We start from the raw sequence: 13078 nt of genomic DNA, 5'->3' as shown, positions 1-13078 counted from the left end.
CCCTCCCGGGTGCTCAGGGCTTCGCCGCCGGAGCCGCAGCCGGAGCCGCGGCGGCGGTGAGGTGGACCGCGGGCAGCTCCACCGGCACCTTCTCCGCCTTCAGCGTCGTCGGCCCCTCCAGCGTCAGGTGCGGCTTGAGCTTGAGGAACTGCTTCTTGCCGAAGCCCTTCACCCGCACCAGCTCCTCGATGCGCTTGAAGGCCCGCTTCTGCCTGCAGGCGACGATGCGTTGCGCGGCCTTCGCCCCCACACCCGGCAGCACGTCCAGCTGCGCCACCGTCGCCTCGTTGAGGTTCACCACCCCCGTGTAGCGCGTCCGCGTCCTCCCGCTTGCCGCCTCCGCGCTCCCGGTGCCGAGCAGCACCAGCCCCAGCACCGCGGCCACCACCGTCCCCATCACCCGCGCGCTCACGAGTGGCCTCCCACGGGCAGCGAGTCCAGTCCGCCCTCGAGCCCGTAGCGCCCGCCACCGCCCGCCTGCACCGTGTCCTTCTTGTCCCCCGCCTCGCGCACGTGCAGCTTCCCGTCCAGCGGCAGCACATCCAGCAGCACGTTGAGCGAGCCGTCCTTGTTCACGAAGGCGCTCCCCGCACGCACCCAGATGCTCCCGCCCTTGCCCTCGCGGATGGAGAACACCGCCAACCGCTTTCCCGCCGTCAGCATCTCGACCACCTTTGTCCTTCTCCTGCGCGCCTCCATGGCGCGGTGGCCGCTCCCTGAGCAGGCGCCGTGCCAGGAGGGTTTCCCTCGGAGGCCACGCGTGCGGGGCGTACGGCCGCGCGCGGTTCGTCCCGGGCACGGGACGGCGTGGGTCCTCCCGGCAACCTTCCCCGCCCGTCCGCGTTCCAGGTGACAGCCGGCGGTGGAAAGGGCTGGCGAGCACCCGCTCCCACGCGGAAGATGCGCGGCGGGGCCGGAGTCTCACCGACAAGGAAGAGCACGTTCATGCGCTCCCGCATTCTGGGTGTCGTGGTGTTGTGGCTGCTGACGGGTTGTTCCACCCCGGCGCGGATGCGTCCCTCGCCGGCCGCTCAGGTCGTCGTCTCGAAGGACGGGCGCATCGCCGCCGCCGAGGACAAGGGGGTGCGGCTCGTGGCGAGCGCGGACACCTGGAAGGGGGACCCCTCGGATCTCCCGAGCACCCTCACGCCGGTGGAGCTCGCCCTGGAGAACACCAGCGGCCGTATCCTGCGCATCCAGTACGAGGGCTTCACGCTCGTGGGCGGGGCGCACTACGCCGCGCTCCAGCCCAACACGCTGGCCCGGCCTGGCACCACCCTCCGGGGGCCGACGGCGCCTCCCAGCTACAACCCGCAGGGCCGCTTCACCCGGGATCCCGAGGTCATCTGCTACTCCTGTGGAAACACGGGGCTGCCCACGGTGGACATGCTGCGCCAGGCCTTCCCCGAGGGCGTGCTGAAGAACGAGTCCTCGTGGACGGGCTTCCTCTACTTCGAGAGCCTCGGCGCCGATGAGCGCCAGGTCACGCTCGAGGCCCGGTTGGTGGACGCGAGCACCGGTGAGACGTTCACCACGCTGCGCATCCCCTTTCAGGTGCTTGCTTCCTCCCACTGAGCACCTGTGCCGCGTCTGTCCTCCCCGCGCTCACCGCCCCAGGGGGGACTGGCCCAGATCGCCCTCCATGCACACCGTGTCCGTCACCCCCGAGTGTGCTGGAGGGTAGTTCCGTGCACCTGAAGTTCTCCGTGCTCGCCTCACAATTCCTGGAAGATCCCCATTCCGTGCGGCGCGCGGTGTGCTGGCCGGTGCTGGTGTGGGAGGCGCCTCCGACAGGAGTGCGCCCCCTGTTCACCCGCAGCACGATGACGGGCTTGTCGGTGCGCCGGCCCACGGTCGCCGAGCCGCTCGTGCTCGAGGTGCGCAAGAGCTTCGGTTCCACCTCGCTCACCACGGGAATCACCCTGGGACGTACGCCCGACAACGATGTCATCGTCGAGGACCCCACGGTGTCCCGGGTGCACGCCACCTTCAGCGAGGAGAAGCAGACGGGCGTCTGGTACGTCACCGACGACGGCAGCCACAACGGCACCTGGCACAACGGCACGCTGCTCATTCCCGGACGGCCCACGCCGCTCTTCGATCGGGCCTCGCTGCGCTTCGGGGACATGCTGGCCACCTTCCTTCAGTTCTCCGCCTTCAATCAGTTCATCCTCGACTGGCTGGCGCGCCATTCCCGGGGCCCGCGCGTCTCCCTCGGCGAGGGTGGCTTGACGCGCGGGGGTTGAGCCCCTAGGAAGGGCCTGCCCTTGGGTGCCCATGCCGGGCCTTCAAGAGGGAAGCCGGTGTAAGTCCGGCGCGGTCCCGCCACTGTGACCGGGCAGCCAGCCCGGGAGTCAGGAGACCTGCCCAGGGGTGTGGGCGTGATGCGCCCGCGTTTGCCTTCTCTCTTCGACGGAGAGAGCGGAAGGCGGGTCCATGCGGTGGTTGCACCTCGCCGGGCGGTTGCTCTGCCTGGCGCTCAGCACGAGCGGATTCGCGCGGGCCCAACAGGCCTCTCCCCAGGACCCTTCGGCCTCGGACGCCCCCGCTGGCGAGCCCTTGCGCATTCCCACCGTCGAGGTGGAGGAGAAGCCGCTGGCGCCCGAGCCTCCGGACTCGGCGGCGCGGAGGGACCCGAGCGGCGCGCTCACCGTCATCCGCGTGGAGGAGTTCGGCGCGGCGGCCCGGGACACCGCGGAGCTGCTGACCACCGCGCCCGGCGTGACGGTGCAGGACCTCGGCGGCTACGGGCAGAGCAAGAGCGTGGTGGTGCGGGGCGCGTCCGCCAACGGCACGCTGGTGCTGCTCGACGGCATTCCGCTCAACGGGGCGGGAGGCATCGCGGACCTGTCGCGCGTGCCCGTGGCCCTGGCCGAGCGCTTCGTGGTGCTGCGCGGCGGGGCGGGCGCGCGCTACGGCTCGGGAGGGCTGGGCGGGGCCATCAACATCATCACCCGGCGTCCCGGCGCGAAGGCTCGCCTGGCGGGAGAGCTCACCTACGGCAGCTGGGACACGGCGACGGGGTGGCTGTCGGCGGAGGGGCCGCTCGCGGGCGGTGAGGCGTTGTTGCTCGTGCATGGGGGCACCTCGGGCGGACGCTTCCCGTACCTCTTCGACCCGAGCCCCACGCTGCCCGGGGACGCGCTCCTCGAGCGGCGGCGCATCAACAACGACGCGCGAGGCGCGGGAGGCCTGCTGCGGCTGCGGCACGCGCTGGGCGGTGGCTTCTCCGCGGACGTGCTGGGCGAGCTCTCCTTCGACGAGCGGGGGCTGGCGGGCACGGCGCAGAATCCGAGCGAGGACGCGCGGCAGTCGGGAGCCCGTGGCTCGGCGAGCGTGCGGGTGTCGGGCACGTTGCCGGGCGGAGTGCGGACGGACGCGCGCGCGTACTACCGGCGGGACGGGCTGGCGCTGTCGGGTGGGCCGTGGAGCCAGACGAGCCCGCAGGTGCAGCAGGTGGGCGGGGTGGAGTGGGAGGGGCAGGTGCTGCTGGGCGGGTGGCACTCGGTGTCCGCGCAGGTGGGCGTGGGCGGCGAGTCCGTGACGGCGGCGGTGACGAGCGAGGCCTCCAACGGAGAGCCCTCGTGGCTGCGCGCCAGCGTGATGGCGATGGACGAGGTGCTGCTATGGGACGGGCAGCTCACCGTGGCGCCCTCGGTGCGGGTGGAGCGGGCGGGCCCGTACACGCTGCTGTCCCCGAAGGTGGGGGCCACGGTGCTGCTGCCCTCGGGCTTCGAGCTGCGCGCCAACGCGGGCCGCTCGCACCGGGCGCCCTCCTTCCTGGAGCTGTACGTGCGCCAGGGCACGCTGCTGCCCAACCCGGACCTGCGCCCCGAGAGCGCGCTGTACGCGGATGCGGCGGTGGTGCACCGCTCGGAGGTGTCGCTGGTGTCGGTGGGCGGCTTCGCGAGCCTCTACGAGGACCTCATCTCCTACGAGGCCTATCCACCCGGCGCGGCGCGGCCCTACAACTTCGCCAACGCGCGCGTGATGGGGCTCGAGGCCGAGGGCGAGTGGCATCCGCATCCATGGCTCTCGGGAGCCTTGAGCTACACGCTCACGGTGTCGAGCGACCTGCAGCGAGACAGCCGCTTCTACCTGCGCGAGCTGCCCTACCGGCCGAGGCACAAGCTCGCGGCGCGAGTCCTGGGCGGGCCGAAGTGGCTCACGGGGCGGGTGGAGCTGGTGGGGCAGTCGGCGCACGCCCTCTCGCGGGACGGGGCGATGTCGCTGCCCGGGCGCGCCTTCGTCCACGCGGGCGTGTCGAGCACCTGGGGCTCGCGCCCGGAGCTCACCGTGTCCTGCGAGGTGAAGAACCTCTTCGATGCGCGAGCCGAGGACTTCGTGGGATACCCCCTCCCGAGCCGCGGCGTGTACCTGTCGGTGGCGGGGAATTTCGGGCCAGGTGACGCACCATGATTCGCGCGGTTCTTTTCCTGGTGGCGCTGTGTCTCCTGCTCGCGGGGTGCCCCGACGAGGGCCCGCTGTGCTCCGAGGGCCAGTCGCGCTGCGGTGGGACGTGCGTGGACCTCTCCAGCACCTCGTCCGATTGCGGCGCCTGTGGCGTGGCCTGCGCCGCCACGGAGGCCTGTGTCGAGGGCGCGTGCCGTTGCCGCTCGGGCGCCATGGTGTGCGGTGGCCAGTGCGTCGTCACCGCGTCGGACCCCGCTCACTGCGGCGGCTGTGCGGGAGCGGGAGGCACGGCCTGCGCCGCCGGCCAGGTCTGCGAGCGGGGACAGTGCAAGGCCGCCTGTACGCTGGCGTCCTCCGAGCGCTGCGACCGCTCGTGCGTGGACCTGAGCACGGACGCCTTCAACTGCGGCGCCTGCGGCAACGTGTGCGCGGACTCGCGGAGCTGCCGCGGTGGCATCTGCACCTATGACGTCGTCGCCACGTGCTTCAACACGGGGCAGGTGGTGGGCCTCCAGGCGGGACCGGACGTGAAGGGGCCCTCGGTGGCGGTGGGCACGAGTCCCCAGACCGTCGCGCGCCTCCAGGACGAGCTGCTGGTGCTGGATGCGTCCATGCGGCTGCTCCAGGCCCGGCTCTCCGATTATGGCGAGCTGCCCGAGCGCAACACCACGGGCCTGGTGCCCAACCACCTGCTCGTGCGCGACCCGTACGTCTTCATCCTCAACTCCACGAGCAACACGCTGCAGGTGCTCCGGCGCGACGAGGAGCCCGCTCCCGGCCCCGGCCCGCGCTTCCCCGACGGCATCACGCTCACCAACGTGGGCAGCGTGAACTTCGGCGCGAACACCAACCCGTATGGCTTCACGCTGGAGGGCGCGGATGCGTACGTCACGCTGCTGGGCAACCTGCAGACGGCGCCGTCCGCGGGCGGCAAGGTGGTCCGCGTCTCGGTGGCCACTCCCAGCGCGCCGGCCATCACGGACACCTTCGAGCTGCCCACGGGCGAGGCCCTCAAACCCTTCGAGGGCCACACCACCGCGCCGGCACCCGCGGGCATCGCCTCGCGTGGGGGCCGGGTGTACGCCGCGCTCGGCAATCTGGACCCTGGGGACTTCTCCGTGGGAGGGCCCGGGTTCCTCGCCCGCATCAACCCGGTCACCCGAGCGGTGGACCTGCTCGAGCTCGGCGAGGGCTGCCTCAATCCCTTCTGGGTCGCGCCCGTGGGCGAGCGGCTGCTGGTGAGCTGCAGCGGCGCGGCGGCCTATGACCGCGACTTCAACCTCATCGACGTGCGAGGAACCGGGCTGGTGCTGCTCGATGCCGGGGACCAGGTGGTGGCCTCGCTCGCGCTGCGGTGCGCGGAGGGGACCTCGTGCGCGCTGCCCTCCGCGGGCCGCTTCTCCCTGGTGGGCAACCGCGCCTACGTGGGCGACAACAACGCGGGCCGCGTCTTCGTCCTCGAGGTGGTGGGGGACTCGCTCGTCGAGCGGCGCGGCCTGGGGCCCGGTGCCGAGCCGCCCATCCTCGCCTGCCCTCGGAGCAATGGCCCCTCCCTCGTCGGTGACGTCGTCGCGATTCCCTGAGCCCCCCATGAAGACCCGTCTCGTTCCCTTCGTCCTGCTCGCCGCGTTGTGCCTCGTCACCGCCGCGCGCGCCGCTGCTCCCCAGGGCGGCCCCCGCTTCCTGGGCCCCAAGCCTCCCGAGAAGGTGAAGCGCGTGGTGACGCTCGCTCCGTCGCTCACGGAGACGGTGCTGGCACTGGGGGCGGGGAGCACGCTCGTGGGCGTGTCCCGTTTCGATGAGGCGAAGGAGGTGGCCGGCCTGCGCCGCGTGGGCGGCTTCGTGGACCCCTCCGTCGAGGCGATCATCGGGCTCCGGCCGGACCTCCTGCTCGTGCAGCCGAGCCCGGGCAACCAGCGGCCGGTGGAGAAGCTGGCCGAGCTCGGTGTGCCCGTGCTGCTGCTGCCGCTGCACACCGTGGCCGATACGCTGGCCGCCCTGCGCGCGGTGGGCAAGGCGCTCGGGAAGGACAAGGAGGCCGAGACGCTCGTGCAGCGCATCGAGTCCACCCGTGCCCGCATCCGCGAGGCCGCCAAGGGACTGAAGCCTCCCCGCGTCCTGTTCGCCTATGGCTTCGAGCCGCTCGTCGTCGCCGGGCCCGGCTCCTTCGCGGACGAGCTGATGCGCGACGCGGGAGCCCTCAACGTGGCGGCGGACGCGGGCTCGGAGTACCCCGTCTACTCCGTCGAGCACGCGGTGATGGCCGCACCGGACGTGGTGGTGGATGCGGCGGACGTGGACGTGGGCAAGGACAAGCTCACCGCGATTCTCTCCCGGTCGCGCTGGGTGGAGGTGCCGTCGCTGGCGCTGCTGCAGCCGGGGCCCTCGCTGGGACGCGGGCTGGAGGAGCTGTTCCAGCTGTTGCACCCGTCCGCGAAGCCCGGCACCGGGACCGTGCGCTGACCATGCGCGCGTGGGCGAGAGGCAGCGCGGGATTCACCCCGGCACGGGCGCTCGGGCTGTGCGGGGTGTTCCTCGTCCTGCTGGCCGTGGCATTCGTCATGGCCACCTGCTTTGGCGACGAAGCCATCTCGCTGCGCAGGGGCTTCTTCGGGACGCCCTCCCCGGAAAACGCGGACGCCGTCATCTTCTGGGCGGTGCGCCTGCCGCGAGTGCTGCTGGCGGCCATCGTCGGCGCGGGGCTCGCCGCCTCCGGTTCCACCCTGCAGGGAGTGCTGCGCAATCCGCTGGCGGATCCGTTCGTGCTTGGTGTGTCCGGAGGCGCGGCGCTCGGAGCCACCATCGCCCTGGCGCTGGGCCTGGCCACCGTGGACGCGGTGACTCCAGGCCTCTGGGGCGGGCTGGCGCGCCTCTCCGCTCCGGCGCTGTTCGCCTTCCTGGGGGCTGGAGGGGCCATGGCCTTCGTGCTCGTCACGAGCCGGGGCCACGGTGGCCGAGCCCCCTATGCCGCGCTCCTCACCGGCGTCGTCTTCAACGCCTTCGCCTCCGCCGCCATCACCGTCATCAAGACGCTCTCCGGCCCGTACCGGCTGGGGGAGATCCTCAACTGGCTCGTCGGGACGCTCGGCATCGAGGACCTGAGCACGCTCGCCCTGTCCGCGCTCCTGCAGGCGGCGGCCATTGGCGTGATGATGGCGCTCTCGGGGCAGCTCAACCTGCTCACGCTGGGAGACGAGGACGCGGCCTCGCTCGGAGTGCCCGTGGCCCGGACGCGGGTGTGGTTGCTGCTCGCGGCGAGCGCCAGCGTGGCCGGGGCCGTGTCGCTCTCCGGGCTCGTGGGCTTCGTGGGACTCATGGTGCCCCACCTGCTGCGGCTCGCCTTCGGGCCGGACCAGCGGTTGCTGGTGCCGCTGTCGGCGCTCGGGGGCGCGGTGTTCCTCATGCTCGCGGACCTGCTGGCGCGAGTGGTGTCTCCGCTGTTCGGCGGCGGGCTGGCCGTGGGCGCGGTGACGGTGGTGCTCGGCGGGCCGCTGTTCCTGCTGCTCCTGTACCGGCAGGGCCGGCTCACGGTGGGTTGAGAGGCGGGCGCCGGCTCACAACCTCCGCCAGGCGTGGATGAGCTCGGGCAGCAGCGACAAGACGAGCACGTTGAGCCCGATGGACCAGGCCACCAATCCCTTCCACCAACGTGCTTCCACGTGCCGGGTGCCCAACGCCATGAGCACCCACAGCACGGGCAGGAAATCCAGACTGAAGCGCTGCGCGTTCAGCTGCACCCAACCGTTGTTGTAGTAGTGCAGCATGTGGACGAGCGAGACGCCGACCATTCCCCAGGCCGCCCATCGCAAGGGCCGCTCCGGCCGCGACGCCAGGGCCACGAACAGGAAGGGACTGGCCAGGGTGAGCGACGTGCCCATGCCATCCATTCCCTGGAGTGCCAGGTTCCGGGGCCCACCGAACAGGAAGTGCGGCCCTTCCAGGAACATGTGGAAGAAATTGAAGGGGACGTAGGCGGGATGGAACAGCCCGTAGCGCGCCACGCGCTCGGCCAGGAAATCCGTCAGGGGCATGCCCGCGTAGCCCGTGTTGAAGGGGTTGCCGAAGCGCAAGGCATTGAGCAGCAGATACACCCCACCACAAACGCCCGCGAGCGTGAGTGCCAGCACGCCCTCGCGCACCTGCCGGCGGCGGCCCGCCTCCGTGTGGCGCCACCACACCACCAGGACGATGAAGGGGATGAGATAGACGCAGAGCTGACGGGACAGGAAGGCCAGCCCCGCCCACAGTCCCGCCCTCGCGCCTCGCGCGGAGCCCAGGGCCTCGTCCAAGGCCAGCAGCGAGCACGTCACCGACACCACGTGCGCGAGGAACCAGACGGCCTCGCTCTGCACCACGCAGTACCAGAAGGCCGTCCCCGCCAGGAGCGCCGCCACCAGCCAGGGGCGATCCGGCTCGGGGATGTCCAGCCGCCGCAGCACCCGCCAGGCCAGCCATGCCGCCAGTCCGGCCAGGACCAACGCCACGGTGCGGTAGGGGGCGCGCTCATGGCCGGTGAGCGCCACCACCGGCAGGAGCACCAGGGAGGGGAACGGGGGAAAGGCGACGTAGTAGCGGCCCGCATACAGGCTCAGGTCCTCCACCGGGCCCGGCACATCCAGCCGGCCTTCCAACCAGGCTTGCGCCTGCATGCCGTAGAGGTTGGGCCCGGCGTAGCGGTTCAAACGCAGGCTCATGCCCAGGGCGAGCAGCGCCAGCAGGATGAGGAGGATTTTGCGCGAGGAGGGCGGGAGAACCATGGGCGGGCGGCGCGGGTACTTACCACAGCCACCGCCGCCCGATGCGTGCGCCGGAGAGTCGCGGCGCTGGTCGTAGTTGGGTGGAGGCACGGGCGTGCAGCCGTTGTCAGGAACGAAATTCCGCCGCGTCTTTTCTGGATGAAAGGAGCGGTGACCATGACCACGGTGACGAAGCAGAGCCCGATGAACCTCGAGTCCCTGAACGATACTGACACTGGCATCGACGCGCTCTCGCGTACCGGTCTGGAATCCGCTCTGGACCTGCTGCTCGGCGGACTCGAGTCGCTGGGTGGCCGACCGCCCGGACCCTGAACCTTCCGCGTCCTCGTCTTCACGGCGAGGCACGGGACTCAGGGGCCGGGCTCCCAGAAGGGACCCGGCCCTTTGCTTTTCCGGGTCCTGCTTTTCCCCATGCCGGAGTAGCCCAACTCGGTAGAGGCCCCAGATCGAGAGTCTGGTGGTGGCGGGTTCGACTCCCGCCTCCGGCACTCGCAGTCGAAACACCTGCCGCGGTAGCCCAACCTGGTAGAGGTGCTGCGCTCAGAACGCAGAGGTTGCGGGTTCGAATCCCGCCCGCGGTACTCCAACAACATGCGGTCGTGGCCGAGAGGCAGAGGCCCCTGAGCGCCACTCAGGTGTTACGCGGGTTCGACTCCCGCCGACCGCTCTACGCAGTTCAGCACCGGCTCTCCTGCCTCGTTCGTCTATCGGCGAAGGACACCGCACTCTCACTGCGGAAAGACGGGTTCGACTCCCGTACGAGGTACTCGCAACACACAAGCTCCTGGATGCGATTGGATCGCAGCACGGCCGTCTACCGTGTGAACTGGGTTCGATTCCCTGCAGGAGCGCTCCTGGCAGTCCCGCAGTCGAAGCACATGCCGCGGTAGCCCAACCTGGTAGAGGCACTGCGTTCAGAACGCAGGGGTTGCGGGTTCGACTCCCGCCCGCGGCACTCCAACAACATGCGGTCGTGGCCGAGAGGCAGAGGCCCCTGAGCGCCACTCAGGTGTACGCGGGTTCGACTCCCGCCGACCGCTCTTCACGGGCTTCAGCCCGCCGAGGGACGGAGCCGGCTCGCGGCCCACGTGGCGTCCACGGCCACCTGGGCCACGGTCTGCAAGCCGAGCTTCTCGGCGGACTCCCAACCGCGGTCCCGGTTGAGGTCCGTCTCCACCTTCGCGGACTGTTTCGGGTAGGCCACCCAGAGCACCGTGGTGGGCGTGAGCACCGGGCCGAGCTCCGCCATGCGCCGCGCGAGCTCGGCGCGGTTGTGCACGAAGGCGAGGATGAAGGGGGCTCCGGCTCCGAGCTTCGTCCGCACGCGAGCGCCCGTGGGCAACTCACCCAGCAGCGTGGCCGCGTCCCCGGGAGCGCCGAGCACCACCGCCTCCATGCCGGCCTTGAGGAGCATCTTCTGTCCCAGCGGTTTGGTGCTCGGAGCGGGCCGGGCCGGCTGCGCCTCGGCGGTCTTCGCGGTGCCGCGGGGGGCGGCCTTCTTCGCGACAGTCTTCTTCGCGGCGGACTTCTTCACCGCCGTCTTCTTCGCGGCGGGACGCTTCGTGGGCTTGGAAGGAGTGCGGGCCATGCGCGTGTGCTTAGCACGCACGGCCCGGAGAAGACGTCCCGCGCTACTTCGCGATGTCGAAGAACGGCAGCTCGCCGAGGAAATCGCCCTTGCCCACGTCGACGCCGTTGTGACGGAGGATCGAGTAGGCCGTCGCGGCGTGGAAGTAGAAGTTCGGCAGGGCGAAGGTGATGAGGTAGTCGGCCGCCTTCAGGCCCTTGCCCGGCATGAAGGGCAGGGTGATGGTCCGCTCGGCCGCGCCCTGGAACTGCTCGGGCTTGAGCGTCTTCAGGAAGGCAACCGTCTTGTCGACGCGAGCGCGCAGCTCCTCGACGGTCTTCTCGGTGTCCTCGAACGCCGGAGGCTGAACGCCGGCGAGGCGCGCGGCGAGGCTCTTGGCGTTGTCGGAGATGACCTGGATCTGCCGGGTCAGGTGGAACTGATCGGGCGAGAGTCGCGCGGTCAGGAGCACGTTGACGTCGAACTTCTTCTGGTCGGCGTGCGCCTGCGCCTTGTCGAGCCAGCGGTGGATCTGGCCGAGGGTACGGAGGAGCTGCGGCACGGTGATGTCGTAGAGGTTCATGGTTGTCTCCCTTGGGGTGCGGGAGACTTAGCACTTCGCTCCACAGCCGGGCGTACTGTCTGTGCGAGGTGGAAGGAGCATTTGACAAAGCCGCCCCATCGCCATATCCCGCGCCCCGTCTTCGGTTCCTCCACACGGTCGTGGAGGCCCGAGGGAACCCGGTGAGAGTCCGGGACTGCCCCGCAGCGGTGAATGGGAACGAACGCCGTCACGACGCACTGGTCCTCCCCCGAGGGCTGGGAAGCGACGGCCAGTAGGACAGGTGGCCTCGGTGCGAGGCCACGGTGCCCATGAGTCCGAAAACCTGCCGAGGACCCGTGCCGGTGGCACGGAACGACACCGAGGCCTCCGAGGGGAGGCAGCGGGTGCGCCGCCGTGCGCGTCCTCTGTCGAGGCGTGCCCGCTCGTGCATCCCGCTGCCGCTATCCCTCGCAGGCATTCCGCCCGAGGGGGCGAGGAGCAGGACGCGATGAAGACGGCGATGAAGGTGGCGCTGGGCGCCTTGGCGATGGGGCTGCTGTTCACCGGGTGCGCGGACGAGTGCGTCGACCCGTACGACTGCAACAACAAGAAGGGCGCGGCCCCCGAGGGGCAGCGGTGGGTGTGCGAGTCCAACAGCTGCGTGGCGCGCGACGTCACCAGCCCGGGCACGGATGCCGGTACCGACGCGGGCACGAACACGGGCACCGATGCCGGAACGGACGCGGGCACGGATGCGGGCACCGACGCGGGCGTCTCCTGCGCGGATCTTCCTCATGACGCGAAGCTCGGCACGCTGCAACTCCAGGCGGGCTACTCCGCCGCCGAGTCCGCCACGCTCCCCGCGGGCATCGACTCGGTCACGGCCGTCAAGAGCGGCTCCGAGTTCAAGCTGTACGGCCTGAAGGGTGCGGACAAGAGCCTCTATGCGCTCGGCACCTGGCCGGCCGTCGCGCTCGGCGACTCGGCCCTCCAGTCCGTCATCGCGGAGGAGGATCGCACCCAGACGACATTCCTGAGCGGCTTCCTGGCCAACGATGGGACCCGGCTGCTCGCCGGTTATACGAAGAGCGGCGCGGGCTTCCCCGGCAAGGTGCTCGTCCATGACACGGCCACCCCGGCCAACAGCACCTGGCGCTCCGCGCCCGGCAACTTCACCGCCGTGGGCCTCCCCGGGGCCTTCTTCATCAACGGCGGGGGCCTCGAGGGCTCGGCCGACAGTGGCAATGCCGTCTACGCGCTGAAGACGGACGCCACGCCCTACACGGCCTTCAAGCTGGCCACCTTCCCGGCGGAGGCTCCCGCCAGCGGTAACGTGGCGCTCGCGAGCAATGACGTCGCCGTGTTCGGCTACAGCCTCCCGGACCCGGCCGGCCCGTTCAATCCCTACATCAACCACCTGCTGGCGGTGGCTCCCGCGACGTACTCGCCCGCGCTCTCCGCCGGGACGACGCTGGCCCTCACCACCTCCAACGCGCCGGAGATCTACGTGGGCACGGACATCTTCTCCACCGCGGGCTTCGGCGATGGCGTGGCGATCCACCGGGGCTACTTCGATGCGTCGTTCGCGAGTCACACGCATGACGTGTCGCGCGTCGAGCTGGCGGTGGGCGGCATCGACCCGAAGGTCGTCACCCCTGGCGCGCTCGAGTCCGTGCTCACCACCCAGAACACCTGCACCGACGTGGTGGCCATGACCTCCATGGGCGCGGATCTGCTCGTGGGCGTGAGCGACAAGAACGGCAGCCGGCTCGTCCGCCTCCAGAAGCTGCCATAGCC

General features: G+C 70.8%; 13 protein-coding genes, 6 tRNA genes and 2 riboswitches. Of the genes, 14 read left to right on the top strand and 5 right to left on the bottom strand.

Annotated features, from left to right (window positions below):
- Window positions 1–13: 13 nt before the first annotated feature.
- Together ACJ8AN_RS28350 and ACJ8AN_RS28345 are read right to left on the bottom strand one after the other, a co-directional pair.
- Window positions 14–412: a ComEA family DNA-binding protein gene (locus ACJ8AN_RS28350; protein WP_407758616.1), complete on the bottom strand. Its 399-nt coding sequence runs from the start codon at window positions 410–412 to the stop codon at window positions 14–16.
- Window positions 409–663 carry a hypothetical protein gene (locus ACJ8AN_RS28345; RefSeq protein ID WP_407758642.1) on the bottom strand — a complete coding sequence of 85 codons (255 nt, stop codon included), beginning with the start codon at window positions 661–663 and terminating at the stop codon, window positions 409–411. Before ACJ8AN_RS28345 ends, ACJ8AN_RS28350 begins: the two co-directional genes overlap by 4 nt.
- A gap of 282 nt (window positions 664–945) precedes the next feature.
- Between ACJ8AN_RS28345 and ACJ8AN_RS28340 the strand changes: the two genes are divergently transcribed.
- The 6 genes from ACJ8AN_RS28340 (at window position 946) to ACJ8AN_RS28315 (ending at window position 7952) form a co-directional block, all read left to right on the top strand.
- Window positions 946–1575, top strand: a complete 630-nt coding sequence (locus tag ACJ8AN_RS28340) for a hypothetical protein (RefSeq protein WP_407758615.1) — start codon at window positions 946–948, stop codon at window positions 1573–1575.
- Window positions 1576–1688: 113 nt separating this feature from the next.
- Window positions 1689–2246, top strand: a complete 558-nt coding sequence (locus ACJ8AN_RS28335; RefSeq protein WP_407758614.1) for an FHA domain-containing protein — start codon at window positions 1689–1691, stop codon at window positions 2244–2246.
- 6 nt (window positions 2247–2252) lie between these two features.
- Window positions 2253–2386: riboswitch (cobalamin riboswitch) on the top strand.
- A 50-nt stretch (window positions 2387–2436) separates the two neighbouring features.
- The gene (locus ACJ8AN_RS28330) at window positions 2437–4419 is read left to right on the top strand and encodes a TonB-dependent receptor plug domain-containing protein (protein WP_407758613.1); all 1983 of its coding nucleotides are present in this window, start codon (window positions 2437–2439) and stop codon (window positions 4417–4419) included.
- Window positions 4416–5996: an MXAN_6577-like cysteine-rich protein gene (locus tag ACJ8AN_RS28325; protein WP_407758612.1), complete on the top strand. Its 1581-nt coding sequence runs from the start codon at window positions 4416–4418 to the stop codon at window positions 5994–5996. Before ACJ8AN_RS28330 ends, ACJ8AN_RS28325 begins: the two co-directional genes overlap by 4 nt.
- Before the next feature lie 7 nt (window positions 5997–6003).
- Window positions 6004–6876 (top strand): ABC transporter substrate-binding protein, encoded by an 873-nt coding sequence (locus ACJ8AN_RS28320; protein ID WP_407758611.1) that lies wholly within the window; start codon window positions 6004–6006, stop codon window positions 6874–6876.
- 2 nt (window positions 6877–6878) lie between these two features.
- A complete protein-coding gene (locus tag ACJ8AN_RS28315) occupies window positions 6879–7952 on the top strand; it encodes a FecCD family ABC transporter permease (protein ID WP_407758610.1) in 1074 nt (357 codons plus the stop codon).
- Window positions 7953–7967: 15 nt separating this feature from the next.
- Here ACJ8AN_RS28315 and ACJ8AN_RS28310 read toward each other — a convergent pair whose 3' ends face one another.
- A complete protein-coding gene (locus tag ACJ8AN_RS28310; protein ID WP_407758609.1) occupies window positions 7968–9170 on the bottom strand; it encodes an ArnT family glycosyltransferase in 1203 nt (400 codons plus the stop codon).
- Window positions 9171–9326: 156 nt separating this feature from the next.
- Here ACJ8AN_RS28310 and ACJ8AN_RS28305 point away from each other — a divergent pair, with 156 nt between their 5' ends.
- The 7 genes from ACJ8AN_RS28305 (at window position 9327) to ACJ8AN_RS28275 (ending at window position 10210) form a co-directional block, all read left to right on the top strand.
- A complete protein-coding gene (locus ACJ8AN_RS28305; RefSeq protein ID WP_407758608.1) occupies window positions 9327–9482 on the top strand; it encodes a hypothetical protein in 156 nt (51 codons plus the stop codon).
- Between the two features lie 101 nt (window positions 9483–9583).
- A tRNA-Leu gene (locus ACJ8AN_RS28300) sits at window positions 9584–9658 on the top strand.
- 18 nt (window positions 9659–9676) lie between these two features.
- Window positions 9677–9751 (top strand) — tRNA-Leu (locus ACJ8AN_RS28295).
- A 12-nt stretch (window positions 9752–9763) separates the two neighbouring features.
- A tRNA-Gly gene (locus ACJ8AN_RS28290) sits at window positions 9764–9837 on the top strand.
- A gap of 26 nt (window positions 9838–9863) precedes the next feature.
- Window positions 9864–9936 (top strand) — tRNA-Glu (locus ACJ8AN_RS28285).
- A gap of 114 nt (window positions 9937–10050) precedes the next feature.
- A tRNA-Leu gene (locus ACJ8AN_RS28280) sits at window positions 10051–10125 on the top strand.
- A gap of 12 nt (window positions 10126–10137) precedes the next feature.
- Window positions 10138–10210: transfer RNA gene (locus tag ACJ8AN_RS28275), tRNA-Gly, on the top strand.
- A gap of 11 nt (window positions 10211–10221) precedes the next feature.
- Here ACJ8AN_RS28275 and ACJ8AN_RS28270 read toward each other — a convergent pair.
- Both ACJ8AN_RS28270 and ACJ8AN_RS28265 read right to left on the bottom strand, forming a co-directional pair.
- On the bottom strand, window positions 10222–10758 hold the full coding sequence (locus ACJ8AN_RS28270) for a hypothetical protein (protein WP_407758607.1): 537 nt from the start codon (window positions 10756–10758) through the stop codon (window positions 10222–10224).
- 43 nt (window positions 10759–10801) lie between these two features.
- Window positions 10802–11320 carry a DUF1993 family protein gene (locus ACJ8AN_RS28265; RefSeq protein WP_407758606.1) on the bottom strand — a complete coding sequence of 173 codons (519 nt, stop codon included), beginning with the start codon at window positions 11318–11320 and terminating at the stop codon, window positions 10802–10804.
- A gap of 105 nt (window positions 11321–11425) precedes the next feature.
- A riboswitch (cobalamin riboswitch) is annotated at window positions 11426–11647 on the top strand.
- Between the two features lie 142 nt (window positions 11648–11789).
- Here ACJ8AN_RS28265 and ACJ8AN_RS28260 point away from each other — a divergent pair.
- Window positions 11790–13076, top strand: coding sequence for a hypothetical protein (locus tag ACJ8AN_RS28260; protein ID WP_407758605.1), 1287 nt, complete (start codon window positions 11790–11792; stop codon window positions 13074–13076).
- The last annotated feature ends 2 nt before the right edge of the window (window positions 13077–13078 follow it).

This window comes from Archangium sp., from assembly GCF_045802675.1.
GTDB lineage: Bacteria > Myxococcota > Myxococcia > Myxococcales > Myxococcaceae > Archangium.
Note: the sequence above shows the minus strand (reverse complement) of the source record. Positions and strands in the feature narration are given on the sequence as shown.